General features: G+C 40.2%; 20 protein-coding genes, 1 pseudogene and 1 riboswitch. Of the genes and pseudogenes, 4 read left to right on the top strand and 17 right to left on the bottom strand.

Annotation, left to right across the window (positions count from 1 at the left end):
• Window positions 1-4: 4 nt before the first annotated feature.
• Both I5J82_RS03730 and I5J82_RS03725 read right to left on the bottom strand, forming a co-directional pair.
• Window positions 5-727: a ThuA domain-containing protein gene (locus I5J82_RS03730; RefSeq protein WP_198766718.1), complete on the bottom strand. Its 723-nt coding sequence runs from the start codon at window positions 725-727 to the stop codon at window positions 5-7.
• A gap of 90 nt (window positions 728-817) precedes the next feature.
• Window positions 818-1834, bottom strand: a complete 1017-nt coding sequence (locus tag I5J82_RS03725; protein WP_198766717.1) for a LacI family DNA-binding transcriptional regulator — start codon at window positions 1832-1834, stop codon at window positions 818-820.
• A gap of 154 nt (window positions 1835-1988) precedes the next feature.
• On the opposite strand from I5J82_RS03725, the gene I5J82_RS03720 reads away from it, so the two are divergent.
• A complete protein-coding gene (locus I5J82_RS03720) occupies window positions 1989-3077 on the top strand; it encodes an AI-2E family transporter (protein WP_198766716.1) in 1089 nt (362 codons plus the stop codon).
• 19 nt (window positions 3078-3096) lie between these two features.
• A complete protein-coding gene (locus I5J82_RS03715) occupies window positions 3097-3948 on the top strand; it encodes a DUF1206 domain-containing protein (protein WP_198766715.1) in 852 nt (283 codons plus the stop codon).
• A 93-nt stretch (window positions 3949-4041) separates the two neighbouring features.
• On the opposite strand, the gene I5J82_RS03710 is transcribed toward I5J82_RS03715, so the two are convergent.
• The 9 genes from I5J82_RS03710 to thiD all read right to left on the bottom strand — a co-directional run bounded on the left by I5J82_RS03710 (window position 4042) and on the right by thiD (window position 10285).
• Window positions 4042-5271 carry an MFS transporter gene (locus I5J82_RS03710; RefSeq protein WP_198766714.1) on the bottom strand — a complete coding sequence of 410 codons (1230 nt, stop codon included), beginning with the start codon at window positions 5269-5271 and terminating at the stop codon, window positions 4042-4044.
• Window positions 5272-5495: 224 nt separating this feature from the next.
• Complete coding sequence (clpP, locus tag I5J82_RS03705) at window positions 5496-6077, bottom strand: ATP-dependent Clp endopeptidase proteolytic subunit ClpP (protein ID WP_191752752.1); 582 nt, start codon at window positions 6075-6077, stop codon at window positions 5496-5498.
• A 15-nt stretch (window positions 6078-6092) separates the two neighbouring features.
• The gene (locus tag I5J82_RS03700; RefSeq protein WP_198766713.1) at window positions 6093-6302 is read right to left on the bottom strand and encodes a hypothetical protein; all 210 of its coding nucleotides are present in this window, start codon (window positions 6300-6302) and stop codon (window positions 6093-6095) included.
• Window positions 6299-6883, bottom strand: a complete 585-nt coding sequence (locus I5J82_RS03695; protein ID WP_198766712.1) for a winged helix-turn-helix domain-containing protein — start codon at window positions 6881-6883, stop codon at window positions 6299-6301. The genes I5J82_RS03700 and I5J82_RS03695 overlap by 4 nt, the downstream gene beginning before the upstream one ends.
• Before the next feature lie 188 nt (window positions 6884-7071).
• On the bottom strand, window positions 7072-7311 hold the full coding sequence (locus tag I5J82_RS03690; RefSeq protein WP_198766711.1) for a hypothetical protein: 240 nt from the start codon (window positions 7309-7311) through the stop codon (window positions 7072-7074).
• A 70-nt stretch (window positions 7312-7381) separates the two neighbouring features.
• Window positions 7382-7894 (bottom strand): energy coupling factor transporter S component ThiW, encoded by a 513-nt coding sequence (gene thiW, locus I5J82_RS03685; protein WP_332873675.1) that lies wholly within the window; start codon window positions 7892-7894, stop codon window positions 7382-7384.
• A 6-nt stretch (window positions 7895-7900) separates the two neighbouring features.
• Window positions 7901-8575 (bottom strand): thiamine phosphate synthase, encoded by a 675-nt coding sequence (thiE, locus tag I5J82_RS03680; protein WP_198766710.1) that lies wholly within the window; start codon window positions 8573-8575, stop codon window positions 7901-7903.
• Window positions 8572-9474, bottom strand: a complete 903-nt coding sequence (thiM, locus tag I5J82_RS03675; RefSeq protein ID WP_233096398.1) for a hydroxyethylthiazole kinase — start codon at window positions 9472-9474, stop codon at window positions 8572-8574. The genes thiE and thiM overlap by 4 nt, the downstream gene beginning before the upstream one ends.
• Window positions 9461-10285 carry a bifunctional hydroxymethylpyrimidine kinase/phosphomethylpyrimidine kinase gene (gene thiD, locus I5J82_RS03670; RefSeq protein ID WP_198766709.1) on the bottom strand — a complete coding sequence of 275 codons (825 nt, stop codon included), beginning with the start codon at window positions 10283-10285 and terminating at the stop codon, window positions 9461-9463. Before thiD ends, thiM begins: the two co-directional genes overlap by 14 nt.
• Window positions 10286-10371: 86 nt before the next feature.
• Window positions 10372-10477: riboswitch (TPP riboswitch) on the bottom strand.
• 368 nt (window positions 10478-10845) lie between these two features.
• On the opposite strand from thiD, the gene I5J82_RS03665 reads away from it, so the two are divergent.
• Entirely contained in the window at window positions 10846-11076 is a 231-nt protein-coding gene (locus I5J82_RS03665) for an IDEAL domain-containing protein (RefSeq protein ID WP_233096397.1), read from the top strand.
• Window positions 11077-11207: 131 nt separating this feature from the next.
• On the opposite strand, the gene I5J82_RS03660 is transcribed toward I5J82_RS03665, so the two are convergent.
• Window positions 11208-12119 (bottom strand): DUF4349 domain-containing protein, encoded by a 912-nt coding sequence (locus I5J82_RS03660; RefSeq protein WP_198766708.1) that lies wholly within the window; start codon window positions 12117-12119, stop codon window positions 11208-11210.
• A gap of 194 nt (window positions 12120-12313) precedes the next feature.
• Here I5J82_RS03660 and I5J82_RS03655 point away from each other — a divergent pair, with 194 nt between their 5' ends.
• Window positions 12314-13342, top strand: a complete 1029-nt coding sequence (locus I5J82_RS03655; RefSeq protein ID WP_198766707.1) for a YecA family protein — start codon at window positions 12314-12316, stop codon at window positions 13340-13342.
• Window positions 13343-13408: 66 nt separating this feature from the next.
• On the opposite strand, the pseudogene I5J82_RS03650 reads toward I5J82_RS03655, so the two are convergent.
• The 5 genes and pseudogenes from I5J82_RS03650 to I5J82_RS03630 form a co-directional block, all read right to left on the bottom strand.
• Window positions 13409-14730: pseudogene (locus tag I5J82_RS03650) on the bottom strand (APC family permease).
• Window positions 14731-14888: 158 nt separating this feature from the next.
• A complete protein-coding gene (locus I5J82_RS03645; RefSeq protein ID WP_198766706.1) occupies window positions 14889-15062 on the bottom strand; it encodes a hypothetical protein in 174 nt (57 codons plus the stop codon).
• A 229-nt stretch (window positions 15063-15291) separates the two neighbouring features.
• Window positions 15292-16089 (bottom strand): DeoR/GlpR family DNA-binding transcription regulator, encoded by a 798-nt coding sequence (locus I5J82_RS03640; protein WP_198766705.1) that lies wholly within the window; start codon window positions 16087-16089, stop codon window positions 15292-15294.
• Between the two features lie 242 nt (window positions 16090-16331).
• On the bottom strand, window positions 16332-16655 hold the full coding sequence (locus I5J82_RS03635; RefSeq protein WP_198766704.1) for a nucleoside triphosphate pyrophosphohydrolase: 324 nt from the start codon (window positions 16653-16655) through the stop codon (window positions 16332-16334).
• A 67-nt stretch (window positions 16656-16722) separates the two neighbouring features.
• Window positions 16723-17754, bottom strand: a complete 1032-nt coding sequence (locus I5J82_RS03630) for a YkvI family membrane protein (RefSeq protein ID WP_198766703.1) — start codon at window positions 17752-17754, stop codon at window positions 16723-16725.
• Window positions 17755-17792 lie beyond the last annotated feature (38 nt).

The following is a 17792-nucleotide window of genomic DNA, read 5'->3' as shown; positions in this document are numbered from 1 at the left end:
TTATTTACTTTGCTCCGATTGCTTCAAGTGGTTTTGCATTTCCGTATTTTGGAGCTTCACTGCCTGAAGGAGCTAAGAATGATACAGCATTCGTGATCACTTTTTGCACATCTTCGTTATAATACGTTGGATACGTTTCATGTCCCGGACGGAAATAAAATACTTTTCCTTTGCCACGATTGTAAGCAGCACCTGATCGGAACACTTCTCCTCCTTCAAACCAGCTAACAAATACAAGATCATCAGGAGCAGGAATATCAAAATGCTCTCCATACATCTCTTCTTTTTCAAGCTCGATGTATTCACCAAGACCATTTGCTATCGGGTGGCTAGGGTTAACGATCCAAATGCGTTCCTTTTCATCAGCTTCGCGCCACTTTAGGTCACAAGAAGTTCCCATCAACTTTTTAAATATTTTAGAGAAGTGACCAGAATGAAGGACGAGCAAGCCCATTCCATCAAGAACACGTTGATACACTTTATTAACGATCTCATCTTCTACTTCGTCATGAGCTAAGTGACCCCACCATACTAAAACATCCGTGTTGTTTAATACTTCGTCTGTTAAACCATGCTGAGCGTCATCAAGTGTCGCTGTGTTCACATCATGTCCTGCTTTTTCAAGGAATTCTTGGATCGCACCATGTATTCCTTTTGGATAAATTTCTTTTACTACCGGATTTTTCTGCTCATGGCGGTTTTCATTCCAAACTGTTACTTTAATCATTTATAACTTCCTCCTATATGCTTGTAAGCGTTTTACGTAAACGTTTACGTAAATCTTAAATAAAAATGAAGCTCTCTTATAACCCGTTTTTTACTTGTCATGAAAATCACTGACTGATTGCCTTTCCACAATCGAAAAAGGCATATAACGGCTTTTTGCTTCTTGTTGTTCACCTTTAATCAAACTGACTAGCATCTCACCTGAGGTCTGTCCCATATCCTTTAACGGCTGAGAAACGGTCGTTAGTGGAGGATAACACATCTCAGCAATCTTCAAGTTATCGTATCCAATGATTGATAATTCCTCTGGAACCTTTATACCCAACTGATGCGCTGCAGACATTGCTCCAATGGCCATCTCATCACTTGCTGCGAATAATGCAGTCATACCTGGAAGTTTTTTTAGTAAAGAAGGCAGTGATTCTTTTCCGTTTTGAAAACGATAACCCTCATTCTTTGTAATATGATTCTCGGTAAAAGAAAGACCATTGCTTTCAAGAGCTTTTTGAAATCCTTGCATCCTTGGTACTCCCGCTATTGGATCCTCGTCGCTGCCCCCAATCATACCAATCTCTTTATGCCCTTTTCGGATTAAATACTCTGTAGCTTGAAACGCTCCATCAAAATCATTCACCCGAACAAACGGAAGATCGTATTTGGGTGACGCCGTGGACACGAGGACAACAGGTACCTTCATCTCTTGAAAAATTTTATAGTACTCTTCTTTTACATCTTCTGAAGCAAAGATGATGCCATCTACTCTTTTTTCCTGCAGAAGCCTTAAATACTTTACGGTTCTCTTTCCACTTGAAGTCGTGTTGCAGACGATTACGCTGAATCCTCCGTCGTGTGCAGCATTCTCTACACCTTCTAATACTTCTGATGAAAGCATTCCAGACACGTCTGGAAAAAGAACTCCGATCGTCTGTGTTCGCTTGTTTATGAGTCCTCGTGCGATCGCGTTAGGTTGATAGCCGAGTGCTTCGATGGATCGCTGTACTTTTTTTTTCGTTTCCTCCGAATAGCCAGGCAATCCATTCACAATCCGAGAAACTGTAGCGATTGAAACGTTCGCATGCTTGGCGACATCTTTTATTGTCGGATTCAAAACATCTCCCTGCTTTCTTGTTACGTAAACGTTTACATTCACACTTACAATCTATCAGCGCTCATAGAAAATGTCAATTATTTTATTATCAAAATAAGATTACAGATTACTAAAAAGGGAAAAGACTACTAATATGAAATGGAGGTCAGATTTAATGTGGTATCAGCACTCATTCTTTAAGTACGCAGCAGGTTCAGTCTTATTGTTAACGATCCTATATTTATTAGGGAAAATTGATTACCTGCTTGACTTCCTTTATCTTGTAATATCAAGCGTTTTCTTCCCTTTGTTTATCGCAGGGTTGCTTTATTATTTGCTAAGACCGGTCATTCATTTTTTGATCAAGAAAAAAGTTCCTAAGTTTGTAGCTATCATGGTAGTGATGGTCGGATTGATCTTAGCCGTATCTGGTATTGCCACGCTAGCCGTCCCCGTTGTAGCCGATCAGCTTTCAAATATCACAGATGATTTTCCTAAAAAGATAGGTGAAGCTACTGAAAAAACAGGTACGATGATTACTGGAAACAAAAAATCATTCATCGACAGCACACATATAACAAAGTTAGCCACACAACGCCTTGAAAAGTTTACGAGTACTGTCTCAAAAGATGTCATTGCCCTTGTAACCACATTGACGAACATCGCTCTCATATTGTTAGTGGTCCCTTTTATACTTTTTTATTTGTTGCTTGACGATAAGAAATTTTTTAATTATTTTCTAAGGTTTGCTCCTCATCACATGGAGTATGAAGTTGCAGCGATTTTACGAGATATTGATTCGACCTTGTCTTCATATATAAAAGGTCAAGTTTTGGTCGCATGGTTTGTAGGTATTTTTATGTTTGCCGGTTATTTATTGATCGGATTAAAGTTCGCTTTAGTGCTTGCTCTCTTTGCTGTTCTAACGAATGTGATTCCTTTTTTAGGACCGTTTATCGGGGTATTTCCAGCCCTTTTAGTTGGTCTGATTCAAGACCCATTTATGGCAGTAAAAGTTGCTATCGTAACGCTCGTTGTACAACAAGTAGAAGGAAATATCTTGTCTCCTCAAATCATGGGAAAACAACTTCGTATCCATCCGCTCACCATCATCCTAGTCGTACTCATGGCTGGTGCAGCTTTTGGATTTATAGGTCTGCTTTTAGCCATTCCTACTTATGCCGTTTTGAAGACGATCATAAGTAACGTCTATCGAATCTACTTGTTATATAACCCACCAGAGACTAGAAGTAATTTACTCTGAAAGGAGAAACGTGCCTATCGTGAAACAGCCTTTTGTAAAAGAACCAACACTTAAAGATAAAATGAAAAGTCATTTTGAATCATATCGCCCTTGGATCCACCGTTCTGCACGTATCGGTTATCTTTCAAAAGGTATCGTTTACATCATTATCGGCATTCTGGCTTTAATCATGTCTATCGGAAAGCACCCGAGTGAAGCGAGTTCAAACGGAGCACTCTATACAATCGCTCAACAGCCTTTTGGTCCTGTCCTATTGATCGTACTTTCGGTAGGCTTGAGTGCATTTGCTTTTTGGCAGATCGTTAAAGCTCTTTTCGATCCTGAATGTGTCAATCACGATTGGAAAAGATGGTTTAATCGGTTAGGTTATTTGATTATTGCAGGGATTTATATCGCAATGTGTATCAGTTCCTTACGCATTTTGTTTCGTGCAAGAGCGAAATCTTCTGATGAAACGTACCAAACGCTGTCAGCGCAAATGCTCTCACAACCATTTGGTCAGTTATTGGTCGCTATCGGCGGTGTTGTTTTTGCCATTACTGGTATCGTCTTTATGTATCGAGCCTTCACACACCGATTCAAACGTGATTTAAAGAAGAATGAAATGAACAAAAAAGAGTGGCGTTGGAGCGGTTATATTGGAACATTTGGAATGGCTGCACGCGGCATCGTTTTTATGATTATTGCGTTCTTTCTAGTTCGAACCGCGATACTTGCTGATCCAAAAGAGACACGCGGATTGGATGGTGCACTCTTAGAACTTGCATCACAGCCGTTTGGTCCCGTGCTTCTCGCCATCGTATCACTCGGCTTTATCTCGTATGGTATTTTCATGTTCGCAAGTGCCAGATATCGACGATTGAATAACTAAACAAAGGCCCCTGTCTCTAAAGAGACAGGGGCCTTTGTATTTGTGGAAAAGACATAATGGAGATAAATGTCTTTTTCTGGGGTCTGACCCGGGTCAGACCCCAGAAGACCATTTTTCAAGCGTTTTGTCTGTAGGCAGCATGACGGTTAACAACCCGACTAACGGTAAGAAGCTGATCAAGAACATCGTGTTTGAGATGCTTGTAACGTCAGCGACCTTACCAAGCACTACCGATCCGAGCGCCCCCATACCAAATGCGAGTCCAACGATCAAACCTGATACCATACCGATCCTGCCTGGTACAAGTTCTTGTGCATATACGACCGTCACCGAAAAACTCGTGTTCAAAATGAAACCGATCAAGAAGAACAATGGAATAACCGCCCATAATCCTACGTGCGGAAGAAGTAGAGCGAGTGGCGCTGTTCCGACCATCGACCAAAAGATCATATTTCGCTTTCCTAACCAGTCTGCAATCGGCCCTCCAAAGAATGTTCCGAGTACGCCTGACGCCATAAAAACAAATAAATAAACTTGAGCTTGCCTGATCGTTAAACCATAATCATCGATCAAATAAAATTGGTAATAGTTTCCTATTCCGGAGAAGTACCATGAACGTGCAAACACTAAAAAGACGAGTAATGCCATCGCTCCAATTACTTGTTTTTTTCGCTTTCTATCGATCTTCTTTTTCACACCAGTTTGCTTTTGAACGCGAGGGAAATGCACGAGTTGTCTAGCATACCAGCCTGAAACATAAAACAATACAAAAATAGCGATAGCTGCAAGCGAAGTAAACCATACAGCTCCGAACTGTCCGAGAGGTACGAAGACGAGTGCCGTCATCACAGGAGCAAGTGAACTACCGGTATTTCCACCAACTTGATAGATAGATTGAGCTAACCCTCGACGGTTTCCTGCTGCCATATAAGCGACTCTAGACCCCTCAGGATGAAAGACAGCAGAGCCTAAACCAATACCAATAACCGAAATAATAATCGTATAAAAGGAATCTGCAAATGCGATCCCTAGCATACCTATTAAACTCGCCATCATACCAACCGGGAGTATATAAGGTGAAGTGGTTTTATCTGTATACCAACCAATCACTGGCTGCATAATAGAAGAGGTGATGTTTAAAGTAAAAGCGATCCATCCAAGCTGAGTAAAAGAAAGATTCATTGATTTCTCTAAGATTGGAAAGATAGCAGGAATAACAGCCTGCATAGAGTCATTTAACAAATGCACAAAACTTATGGCGAAAAGAATGGAATAGACCGTTTTTTGTTGTTGTAGAGAGGTACCCGCTGAATTGCCTGGCATGCTTCATTCCTTCTTTCATGTATCTTTAAAAGTAACACTTATAAGCGATCTAACTTACACTAGATTACCATATTCAGCTTGATCAAAACGAATTTGCTTCAGCAAACACCCGGGGAGAAAAATTTAAACCAACGCGGGAAATAAATTGTTTGGGGACTGACCCCAAAGAAAAGCCAGCCGTGCACGGCTGGCTTTTCTCCTTGTACTTATCTGTCGTTTATTTTTTAGATCTTCTCGATCACTTTATCAATGATCCCGTATTTTAAAGCTTCTTCTGCAGACATGAAATAATCACGGTCTGTGTCTTTCTCTACTTTCTCGATCGGTTGACCCGAGCGCTCAGAGATGATCTTATTCAACAACTCGCGCGTTTGCAAGATGCGTTTCGCGTGAATGGCCATATCTGATGCCTGCCCTTGTGTTCCACCTAATGGCTGATGGATCATCACTTCTGCGTTCGGAAGCGCATAACGCTTGCCTTTTGCACCAGCTACCATGAGAACAGCTCCCATTGAAGCAGCCATGCCGATACAGATCGTTGAAACATCCGGTTTAATGAATTGCATCGTGTCATAGATCGCTAGACCTGCTGTAACAGAACCTCCTGGTGAGTTGATGTAGATGGAGATATCTTTATCCGGATCTTCAGCAGCTAGGAAAAGCAATTGAGCTACGATTGAATTTGCCACGTTATCATCAATCGCACTTCCAAGCATAATGATTCGGTCTTTTAACAAACGTGAGTAAATATCATAAGACCGCTCTCCACGGTTTGTCGACTCTACTACCATTGGAATTAAATTCATCTGTTTTCCTCCTAGTTAGGCTGCTATTGCCATTGGGTTTGTATTTATTTTTGGTGAAACGTGTATTTTTCCAAATCCTGACGTGATAAAAATAATTTTAGCTGGCTCCTGCACCGTTTCTGTTTCTTTCACCTGTACTTCCGTTTTCATAGGAATGATGTTTGCATCATCATTTGCTGCTTCGCGATTGATTGGGATAACGGTTCCTTTGCTCTCCTTATTCACGTTGTGCCGCCTCCTTCAGGTTTTGGGTACATCGCCATCGAAACGTGATACACTTTCGCATGCTCTTTGTTCGGTTTGTGGTGTTTTTGTATGAGAGTTGTGAGCATATCTGCATATTCCTGCAGAAATGCATTGCGGTGGTCCATGTTAGAAAGTGCTAGTTCCATTTCCATTACTGCGCTTGGAATCTCTTCATCCTCGGATTGCTCCATTAAAGAAATGGCATCTCGCTTGATCTTCTCCGTAAGTGATAACACATGAGCTAGAGCAGTTTGATCTTGGAGCTTTTTAATCGTGTCAGCAGAGAGACCTAGTGAATCTGACAATAAAAACGAACGACCGGCACTTACATATAAAACTTCTACAAGGTTTCTAACATTCCTTGTGCCTGCGCGTACTACAAGGCCCACTTTTTCCAGTGCTTTAAGATGATAATTAATTTTTTGAGCGGAATCGTTCATTCTTTTTGATAGCTCTGTCGCAGAACTTGGCTCTTTTAACAAACTTATGAGCTCTGACCTTACAGGATGCAAAAGTGCAGCAGCTTGTTCTGGTTCTGTGACAATAAACGTCTCTGGCATGCTTTGATTCCTCTTCACTCTCATCACCTCACTTTCATTCCTACGCAAAAACATTTCTTTACGTAAAATTATTTTATTACGTCCTCACCATTTTGTCAAAGATTTGAAAAAAATATACGTCGGCCTAAAATTAGACACAAAAAAACAGACCGATTTCCGTTCAGCCTGCTTTTTGCTCATTATTCTTTTTATATGAACGGTACGATTCCAAGAATCAAAAAGATCGTGGCTATTCCTGCGTTCAACCAAAATTCAGTTTTTTGCTTAAATATTTTTCGCTCTGCTGCACGAAAGATAAAGATCACCAACAAAATTGAAAACAACACAGTCGGACTTTCCCACGACTTACCATTGTAAATAGCCAGAAGGAGTCCAAAGAACATGAGAAACATTTCTGTATACACCCAGCGTTTCGGACGTTTTTTCATCACATCGGCCCCCTAACCACCGGTTAATAGTACACAGTGTACGGTGGGGAAGCCTATCCGGTGCATATCTTCAAGCAGATTTTTCTTCTTTTGATCCTAGCCAATTTTTTGCTGCAGCATTTTTATGAAGTACACGGAGGACGACCAATCCTATCACTCCACCAACAATTGAACTGACTAAAAAAGGAATGATAAAAAAGAATGCACCCGTTTTTGACCCTAAAAAAATGGTGGCAATCGGCACCGCTATTAAAGCTCCAAGGATCCCTGTCCCAACCCATTCTCCTATTACTGCGTACGTATATTTTCTTCCTTTTTTATAAAGATAACCGGCCAAAAATGCCCCAATCATTCCTCCTGGAAAAGCAAGTAAAGAGCCGATTCCAAATAAGTTACGCAGCAAGCCGATACTAAATGCGATGGTCACCGCCGGAATTGGTCCAAGCGTTACACCTGCCATCACGTTGATCGCATGCTGAACGGGAAACGCTTTTGCTACTCCAGCCGGAATCCAAAATAAATGTGAACAAATGGTCCCAATCGCGACCAACATAGCCATTACCGTAAGTTTTTGGACAGATATCTTCACTTATGATCCTCTTTTCGCCGTGTGTACAGCACGAAGCAGATTACTAGAAATGGCTGAAGGATCAACTGCACCACTGATTGCTGAAATAACAGCAACACCGTCAGCACCAGATTTAATGACTTCACTCGCATTTTCAAGTGTAATCCCACCGATTCCAACAAGTGGAACGTTAATATGATTGTTGCGAAATTCCGCTATGAGATCAACTCCAACAGGCTTCTTCGCATCAGGTTTTGTGGACGTTTGATAGATCGGTCCAGCTCCAATATAATCGGCACCATGTGCAATGGCGTCCACTGCTTCAGCTAGAGTATGAGCTGAAACACCTAAAAGCTTTCCTTCTGTTTCTCTACGCATAAAATCCAGATCTCCATCTGTTTGACCAACATGAAGGCCATCTGCATCTACCGCCTTCATCAAGGCTAGATCGTCATTCACGATAAATAACACATCATGTTTTTGGCAAACTTCCCTTGCACGCTTTGCCATTTCTAACTGTTTCTGGCCACTTAAGCAATTAACACCCTTTTCACGAAACTGAAAGGCGGTAATGCCACCTTCAATCGCTTGCAAAAGAATACGATAGAAATCTTCAGGTGAATTGCAGTTCATCGTACCTGCTACAAAATAGAGTGATAGATCTTGTTGTAAACGTGCTTTTGCTTGAGTTCTCATTGATTCGCTCCTTCCTTCAATACGTAATCTTGCCAGTGGATGGATCCATGAAATATTTCATGGGTAGACTCTAAACAATAGAGCTGGTCCAGAAGATTCTGTTGAAAACTTCCAGGTCCTTTGGCAGTTTTTACTGCCTCTTCAGCCGCTTTAGTGAGCATTAATAGCGCTAAAGCTGTTCTTTCAAGAACTGTTAGGTCTATTCTTTCTCTTGTAACTTCTTGTTTCATATTCGCTTGATATAGAGCTACCATTGAGGTGGCAAAACACCCTGTTCCTGTAACATACGAAAGCATAGGGTCTCCATGAGAAAGCACGATCGCTTTTTCACCATCTGAAATAATATCCTTACTTCCTGTCATTGCGATAAGACAGCCTGTTTGCTTCGCTGCAGCCTCTGCAAGCTTAATCAAATCATCTTCCGAAGTGGTCAGATCACCATCCACTCCTTTTCCTTCCCATGCGCCTTCAGCTAGAAACTGCATCTCAGCAGCGTTCCCGCAAATTGTCAGAATTGTTCGGGGTCTGACCCCCTTCAATTCTGAATATTCTAACAACAACTTCTTGACAAGCTGCTGCCTGAATGATGATAATCCTACTCCCACTGGATCGAGCACAACTGGTACTTCGGCAAGTATCGCTTTTCGTAAAGCGAGTATCATAGATTTCGCTGATGCTTCATCGATTGTCCCAATGTTTAGCACTAAAGCATCGGCTACCCCTACAGCTTCTTCAACTTCACATGCGTCATGCACCATCATCGGACTTCCTCCTGCAGAAAGGACCCCATTGGCAAGAAAGTTCATGGTTACGTTGTTCGTAATATGATGAACGAGTGGCTTTTCTTCTCTAATCTGTGAAACAAACATTTTCCATTCCTGTATTCTAGTATTGTTCATGTGCAATCCTCCTATAGGCAAAATGATTGACCGGTCCATGGCCCGAACCAACATCGATTCCATGTTCAATTGCAGTTTGTATATATTTCTTAGCATTCACTATCGCACTTTCTGGTTTTCTCCCATATGCAAGTTCAGCTGCCAAAGCTGCTGAAAACGTACAGCCTGTTCCGTGTGTATTTTTCGTTTGGATCCGCTTCTCTATAAGTTCAAACATCTCTATGCCATTAAAAACTAGATCTGTTACAAAATCACCGTTTCCAAAATGTCCGCCCTTTACTACAACATGATCAGCACCAGCGTCAAACAAGACTCTCGCCGCTTCTTCTCTTGCCTCTGGGCTGTTTATCTCTATACCTGTTAGCGCTTCTGCTTCCGGAATGTTAGGTGTGACTATTTTTGCGAGTTGGAGCATACATGTTTTCATAGCATGGAGTGCTTCCTCACCTAACAACGTTGCACCCCCTTTTGCGACCATAACAGGATCCACCACTACGTTTTCCCATGCGAATTTTCTTATCATATAAGCTGTTCTCTCAATATACTCACCTGAAAAAAGCATGCCTGTCTTAATGGCATCAGGTGTCAAGTCACTAGCTATAGACGCTAACTGAGCTTCCAACCCTTCAATTGAAACCGGAAATACCCCTTGGACACCAGTCGTGTTCTGTGCAGTGACGGCGGTAAGAACCGACATACCATATACACCTAATTCCTGAAATGTCTTTAAATCGGCCTGAATGCCTGCGCCACCTCCACTATCTGATCCTGCGATCGTAAGTGCTTTACTCACCTTAATAAGTTGTCCCATATACTCATACCTCCTAGTTGTCTATGCAAAAAAGCCACCCGCTAATTAGCGGGTGGCTTTACATTTCAAATCATAAAGGAAACTTTTATTCATCCACACCGCTTCCCTACGCCAGTATGAACTGGATCAGGTTCAAAGGGTCAAAGGTCACAACCTTCTCTCAGCTTAAAATAAGCACCCCTAGCGAAATAACATTATTGAGTTAACACAATCCTACTCATACATAAACAATAATGTCAATATTTTTTAGGTTACGTGTTTCAAAAAGTTTAACCCTCTTTAAATACGGGGAAATAATAACTAACACACTATTACAACATAAAAAACATAGAAATTAAACAATTGTAACAAAAAGATGCAACCAGAAATAAAGATGACAAATCATTAACATTTTTACCAGAAGGTGGTGAAAACAGGGTACTTTAGAAGCAATAAAGAAATTTTTTCTGAATTTTCAAACAAAATGGTTGTCATTAAGCATCTTGCTCAGTATACTAGTAGAAACCTAGAAACATAAAAGGTTAATTGGATAGGGAGATAATTTTAAGGAGGGAAACAGGATGAAAGACAAAAACGCTTCTTTTAACAAGAACCAAAATGAAATGGTGCAATACAAACAACAAAAAAGAGACCCATTTGCCTTCAGCCTTATTGCCCAAATGGTATTAGATGAGGCCCTTCACAATTATTACAAAGAGTATTATGAGAGAGAAATTGACATTGCCTTGGATACAAAAGATAAAGAACGATTTATGAGATTAAGCGCAGAATACAAAGCGTTTCTCAGTTAGCGCTTTTAAACGGCACTCCACTTAAAAAGGTGCCGTAAAAGCCAAAACACCCTTTCAGCAAACGGATCAACAATCCGTGCTGCAGAGGGTGTTTCTGACGTCCCAGTTACTGACAGGTTAAAACATGTGTTCTAAGTCAAAGATGTCGGTGATTCCGGCTTTTTCTTTTGTTCTTTTTTACGTTTAAGCCACCACACATAAAGCACAATTGCTACGATTAGCCATATCGGTGCTAATCCCAATAGACTCACCACAATTAACGAGATCGCAGACATTAAAAAGTTCACCGTATCCATAAAAAGAACCTTCGTTTTTGCCCACGTATTTAACCCTTCTGTTTGAAGTTCTTGCGCTTTTAAATTCTTTACTTCGAATTGTATCGTAACGGTTGAATAATCACTTTGATTTTTTAGAAAGTTCAAACGTCCCTCTACCTGCTCTATCTCTTCCTGCACTGCAGCAAGGTCAGCTGATATCTTCAATAAGTCTTCTGTTTTCTGTGCCTCCTTCATAAAAGCCTCAAGACGTTCTCTTACTTGTTGTTTGGCTTTCAAGCGTGAAGACAGGTCCACGTATTCTTCTGTAACATCTTCTCCACGAACATTTTCGTGTGGGGTACCTTTACTTAAACTTCGAACATCATCTAAAAAGAGACGAAAACTTTTCATTGGAACACGAACAACCATCACACCAGATTCATAACCCTTTTCACCTGTACTCGTGTTCGACTCCACCATATATCCGCCGGTGTTCTCTAACGTTTTTCGAACTGCTTCCATCGAAGGTTGCAAATTATCCACTGTAATCTCAATATCAGCATGATAAATAACTTTTCTTTGATTCTTCATTTGTTGCTCTTCTTTACTTTTATTTGATTTAGTATTTTGACTTTCTTCATTTGTAGAAGAATCCATCTTTGCTTCTGAATGACTGCTGCCACTATCTCGATCTACAGCTTTATCACTTTTCGAACTTCCGCCATTGCTGCATGCACTTAACAAAAGTACCGCAATGAATACCCACAATTCCCATCTCTTCCACATATCGTAATTCCCCCTTTTTCGCTTAGACGCTTTTTATATGAAAAAGGTTTCAGTTCCCAAAAAAACCAACCTATTGAATGATTTTTTCTATGACATTTTTATGATAAAATAGTGTCTGATGATTTGTAGTTTGAAAAAAAACCGATTTATGCTAGTATGTACAGGATAAGTAAGTGGTTTACTGGAGGAATAGCATGTCAATGATAGGAAGAAATGATCCGTGCTATTGTGGCAGCGGAAAAAAATATAAAAAATGTTGCTTACATAAAGAAGAGCAAACACGTGAAGTATCCTTTCATCAAGAAGGACTCATTAAATATGCCCTGGAAAACTATCAGCAGGATTTAGCTGCACGTACATCTAAGTACGTGAAAAAGTACCCGGTTGCTAAAGAGCAAGAACAAACATACGCAAACATTGCCGTTTGTTGGGAAATTTTCTGCTCAGAGATAAAGGATAACAAAACACCTGTAGAGCTTTATGTAGAAAAAGTGAAGAATTCTGTTAAACCAGAAGTAGCGGAAATACTAGCTGGCTGGACAACAGCAACACCATCTCTGTATAAAGTTTTAGAGCAAAAGACTGGATTCATCTTTACTGTACAGGATATTTGGACAGAAGCTGTTTATGATGTAACAATCAACGCTGCTGAAAAGCCAAAAACAGAAAGTGCTCTACTTGGAACACTCGTTTCAAACGGTATCAACCATGAGTTTTATGTTGGATATGTGGAAATGCCAATGACTGAATTACCACCGTTAAAAGCAGCAATAGAAAAGATTCAGCCTCAAAACGATCCAAAAGAAACATTCAAGAGCGAATTTCCTGCTGTACTTCAGCTCGCTTTGATTGATATTAGTGATGGTGTACCTCAATCTCAACCTGAGAAGAAGGAAACTGACGCTACTTCTACCAAAGTTGAAAAAGCAGAAGATGCAACTGATTTAAAAGATGAAAAATACAATGCTGTAACGGAGCTCGTTAAAGCGAATGCCGAGACAGAAGTTGTAAAAGAAGCAGAAAAGCTTTGGAGCGAGTACGTTACAGAAAGCAAGCCTGCTATTCGTAAAGAAGAAATTTATGCGGCTGCCCTTGACTATCTCGTGTCAAAAGATATTAGAGGAATCGCTTCTACTCAAGCAGAAACGGCAAAAAAATATGGTGTTTCACCTGCTAGTCTATCCTCACGATATCGTGAAATGAAAGAACTATTAAGCGTATAAACGATTTCTCGACTGACCCGCCTGATGTATTAGGCGGGTTTTTTTACACTGTAAAAAACAAGACCCTTATAAGGAGTCTTGTTTTCGATTCCGCTCTAGCCAATAAAAAACAGGCAGTCCAGCAACTGTTATAAAGATAGCTGTGAAACTATCAAAAGGATCGTTGACTATAGTCGCGACTACAATATACAAAGAGCCTAAAATAGCGAAAAAGGAATCACTGGAAATAACGGTACGCTATAGACTCGCTTTTGGTCTTTATTGCGTTTACGCAGTTTAAACACGGCATAAAAAGCAAAAATATAAAAAATATATACAGCAAATATAGCCATTTCTGATAAATAATCTGGATCAGTTACGATCATCATGATGATCGCGATCACGACTTGCAAATACGTAGCAGCGATAGGTGTACCATATTTTTCACTGACTTTGCTAAACGTTTTTGCCATCGGAAGCTGATTTCGTTCTGCCATAGCAAATGGAACACGAGGAATGGTTAAGATCTTACCGTTTAGACAGCCAAAGATCGATACTGCGATGCCGACAGCTATTAACTTCCCACCTAGTGGCCCGAAAAGAATCGTTGCAGCTGATGCGGCAGAATTCTCTCCTAGTCTTACGATCTCTGATGCAGGCAATATGTGAAGCAGTGCAACATTAACTAACAAATAGGCTGCCATTACGACTAAGATTCCTCCAATGATGGCTTTAGGTAACGTTTTTCCGGGATCCTTCATCTCACCTGCTACGAATCCAACCATCAACCATCCATCATAAGCGAAAAGTGTCGCAAGGATCGCTGCACCCATTGATATTTCAACAACTGCTTCAGTTGAAGCATTTAAGATTTGTTCATTTCCTTGTGTTATCCCAAAAATAATGATTAGTCCGATCGGAACCAATTTTCCTATCGTAAATAAATTTTGTATAAAACCTCCATACTTCGTACCGAAGTTATTAATGACAGTGAGAAAAAGTACAGTACCTATTCCAATCCAAGGCCCAAAGGACTCTTCCCACGAGAATAAGTGAACCAATAAGGAACCAAAGTATAAGCCTAGAGCCCCGATTACCGCCGGACCATAAATAACAGTCTGAACCCAACCGCTCAAGTATCCCCAAAGCTTACCGTATACTTCTTCCATATAGACATACAAACCACCTGTCTTAGGAATCTGCGTCGCCACTTCAGCAATCGTTAAACCACCTGCTAACGTGATCAATCCTCCTAGAGCCCAGGCTAATAGTGCAAGATTAGAATTCCCTGTATATTCTAGAACACTTCCAGGTTTCATAAAAATCCCTGATCCAATAACCGTTCCAATAACGATGGACATGGCTACAGAAAGCCCAATATCTTTTTTCAATGCTGTGTTTTGATTCATGCTGTGTTCACTCCCTAAAGAAAACCTAAAAAACTAAATCGTCCATCTGAAAAAGACTAGTGTCACTTTAACATACACAATCACAAAATGTCACTACCTTATAAAAAAGACAGTTAATTCAGTTTCTTTAAAGTGTTTTCTATAGAGTAATACAGTGCTTAAAGTTGCTTACGCCTAATCAACTGCTTTTTTATAAAAGCTTTTTCAATCAGGTTATTGAGCTGTCGTTCAAGCTCCTTTTTTTCTAATACATCAGATTCAAGCCTAATCTTCTTTTTCAGTTCACGAATCATGAGCTTTTCTTCTGATGAAAAATGAGAAGAATGCAGCAACGTGTTCACCTCATTTCAGATTTTGATTCACTGAACCTCTCTCTTTTCTAAGAATAAGATAATCTGATACCCATAACATTTGATGTGTTATAAAATCTGACACTCTATTTCAAGTCCTTATACTACAAATGTGAATTCATCATTCACTCCGGAGGTGGAGACCCCGATATAATGATGAGTAAATAATAAAAAGACCTCCATTTTAGGGGGTCTTTTCTTTATACGAAAATTATTCTGTTTCTGAAGCTAACGGCTGATGACTTATTTCTGATTGAGCAATAACTACACTAACTCCTTGTTGTTCAATCGCTGAAAGATGATTTCTTGGCGCATCATCATCTGTAATCACGACGTCTAAATTGGAAACCGGCCCAACTTTCGCGAAAGCGTTAATCCCTATTTTGTAATGCGGAAAAACACCAATGGTTTTACGAGAGACCATTCCAACCGCACTCATAAAAGCAGCCACTTCTGGCGTTGCCGTGCTGATTCCTCTCTCAGAAATCCCACCACCTGTTGCGAACGAAACATCAAACGAATACTGACTGATCAGATTTGTCACTAATGCATCCGTCATATTGCCTGATTTCTTCACTTTTCCACCGACCACATACAGATCGATGTTTTCTTTTTCACGAAGTGCTTCAGCTGTTGTAAGTGAGTTGGTCACAACGGTTAATTGAAAGTCGGGAAGATGCTTTACAATCTCATGGTGCATTCCTCCTCCACTGAGGAAAATGGTATCGTTTTCTTTGATGTACTTTATAGCTTCCTTCGCAATTGCTTTCTCATACTTAGATCCTTCTCCAAAACGAACTGCGTTTGATGAAGGTCCTTTTTTTACTTCTGTTACAGGAATCGCTCCACCATGCGTGCGTTTAAGCAGCCCGTTATCCTCGAGAGATGATAAGTCCCTGCGAATAGAATCGATCGAAACTTGGAGGGCATCTGATAACTCTTTTGCAAGCACTCGTCCTTCATTCTTAAGCACTTCTAAGATCTTTTCTCTTCTTTCTTCAGAAAACATAATAACTTCCTCCATTACCTCTTATTTCCACGTGGTAAGATAATCATATGCCGTTTCATGCTTGTTCGTCAAACTATATTTGCATGTTTATTCCATTTTTTATAAAAACAAGCTAAAACAAGCAGTTATGATAGCTTATTTTAGCTTGGGGTTATAGGATTTTAATGAATAGAGTTTGCAAAATTTGTACTTCTGACAAATACAAATTCCTTTAATTTGTATTTGTCTGAGGTCAGACCCCTTTAGTCTTCGACCTTAATCAGGAAGAGACGCTCGTGAAAACGACCTTGTTTTCGAGCCTTTTCCTGCCTGATCTCATCCAGCTCTCTTAGAGTAAGTTCATGCACTTTCGTTAAAGCGATTAAGATCTCAAACAGCTCTGCCAGTTCTTCAGCAGCATCTATCTCACTTTTAGCTTCACGATACTCTTTTACGCCTTCTGTAAGCTTTTTCTTAAGTTCACTTTCGAATTCCTGATTTCCAAGAATCCGAAAAGTTCCCTTTTTCCCAGCCTGTTCGAGCAGTTCTGGTATTTTGTCTCTCACTAATTTATTGTAATACGCCATTGGCTTTTTTCCCTTCCAACAATTTCACAAGCACCACTAAAAAACAATCCTATATAAACGATATGCATCAAGTTAGTTTTTTAGCAGAAACAACCCCTAAAAAAATAATAGCGATCATACCAAATACCGGATACAAATAATGAATAAGGTCAGAATAGCCTACTTGACTCAGCAGATAACTCCCTGTCATCAAACCGATTAAGATAACTTGATTGGATAACCTGACATTTCTCTGCAATGCTCCTGCAAGTCCGAAAATGTTCCCGATCAGTGTTGAGAAAATCTCACCGTAAATCACAAATACAAAAATATAATGTACAACTACACCAAGACCGCCTACTATTTCAGCGATTGGTATCTCATAACTCATGACACGCGGAACAGAATAGAGGACATAATGGCTATTTAATAGAATAAAAGTTAAGCCTAGGCCACCTAAAAAGCCACCCCATTTAATAACCGATTCATCTCTCGCTTCTCGTGACAAAGGAACAAGAACTGCTTGTGCAAGAGTTAAGTTAAATGCAGCATAAGCAAATGGACTTACAATCCATCTCCAATCGCCAACAAAATCACTTTCAACAAATAGCTGCCTTCCTTCAGATAAGCCAAACATTGATACCGATAATACGATTGAGAAGAATATCATGATGGGGACGATCAGTGAGTTTGTCCAAAGAATCCCCTCTATTCCTTTTTTCATAACAAAATAGGTTACGAGTAATGTTAATAGGATTCCCAATTGAAACGGAAGGTGAAGCTGTTCCCAAAACAAAGCCCCTGCGCCTGATAACATGACTCCAGTAACTCCGAAGAGCATGATCAGCATTAATACGTTGACGATTCTAGAAGCAATCGCTCCAAATAAATATTGATTCATCTCATCAAACGAAGTTGCACCTAGCCGCTTTGCCATGATCATAAGTTTTGTACCAATCATGATAAAAAGAAACCCACTGATTAGAATGCCGGCAAAACCGGCTGAGCCGTATCTTGTAAAAAATTCAACGATCTCTCTTCCAGTAGCAAACCCAGCACCAACCACAGTGCCGATGTAAGTGGCGGCTATCTGCAGTATTTGTTTCATTCGACTACTCATGCCCTCACCTCCATGGCGATATCTTTTACAAACATATG

The organism is Fictibacillus halophilus, assembly GCF_016401385.1.
Taxonomy (GTDB): Bacteria; Bacillota; Bacilli; order Bacillales; family Fictibacillaceae; genus Fictibacillus; species Fictibacillus halophilus.
Note: the sequence above shows the minus strand (reverse complement) of the source record. Positions and strands in the feature narration are given on the sequence as shown.

Coding starts and splice junctions, on each gene's coding strand:
- thiE (WP_198766710.1), bottom strand. CDS start 8,575: ATGAGAACTCAAGCAAAAGCACGTTTACAACAAGATCTATCACTCTAT.
- I5J82_RS03690 (WP_198766711.1), bottom strand. CDS start 7,311: ATGAAAAAACGTCCGAAACGCTGGGTGTATACAGAAATGTTTCTCATG.
- I5J82_RS03730 (WP_198766718.1), bottom strand. CDS start 727: ATGATTAAAGTAACAGTTTGGAATGAAAACCGCCATGAGCAGAAAAAT.
- I5J82_RS03655 (WP_198766707.1), top strand. CDS start 12,314: ATGTCAATGATAGGAAGAAATGATCCGTGCTATTGTGGCAGCGGAAAA.
- I5J82_RS03695 (WP_198766712.1), bottom strand. CDS start 6,883: ATGCCAGAGACGTTTATTGTCACAGAACCAGAACAAGCTGCTGCACTT.
- I5J82_RS03635 (WP_198766704.1), bottom strand. CDS start 16,655: ATGGCGTATTACAATAAATTAGTGAGAGACAAAATACCAGAACTGCTC.
- I5J82_RS03665 (WP_233096397.1), top strand. CDS start 10,846: ATGAAAGACAAAAACGCTTCTTTTAACAAGAACCAAAATGAAATGGTG.
- I5J82_RS03720 (WP_198766716.1), top strand. CDS start 1,989: ATGTGGTATCAGCACTCATTCTTTAAGTACGCAGCAGGTTCAGTCTTA.
- thiM (WP_233096398.1), bottom strand. CDS start 9,474: ATGAACAATACTAGAATACAGGAATGGAAAATGTTTGTTTCACAGATT.
- I5J82_RS03660 (WP_198766708.1), bottom strand. CDS start 12,119: ATGTGGAAGAGATGGGAATTGTGGGTATTCATTGCGGTACTTTTGTTA.
- I5J82_RS03640 (WP_198766705.1), bottom strand. CDS start 16,089: ATGTTTTCTGAAGAAAGAAGAGAAAAGATCTTAGAAGTGCTTAAGAAT.
- clpP (WP_191752752.1), bottom strand. CDS start 6,077: ATGAATTTAATTCCAATGGTAGTAGAGTCGACAAACCGTGGAGAGCGG.
- I5J82_RS03630 (WP_198766703.1), bottom strand. CDS start 17,754: ATGAGTAGTCGAATGAAACAAATACTGCAGATAGCCGCCACTTACATC.
- thiD (WP_198766709.1), bottom strand. CDS start 10,285: ATGGGACAACTTATTAAGGTGAGTAAAGCACTTACGATCGCAGGATCA.
- I5J82_RS03710 (WP_198766714.1), bottom strand. CDS start 5,271: ATGCCAGGCAATTCAGCGGGTACCTCTCTACAACAACAAAAAACGGTC.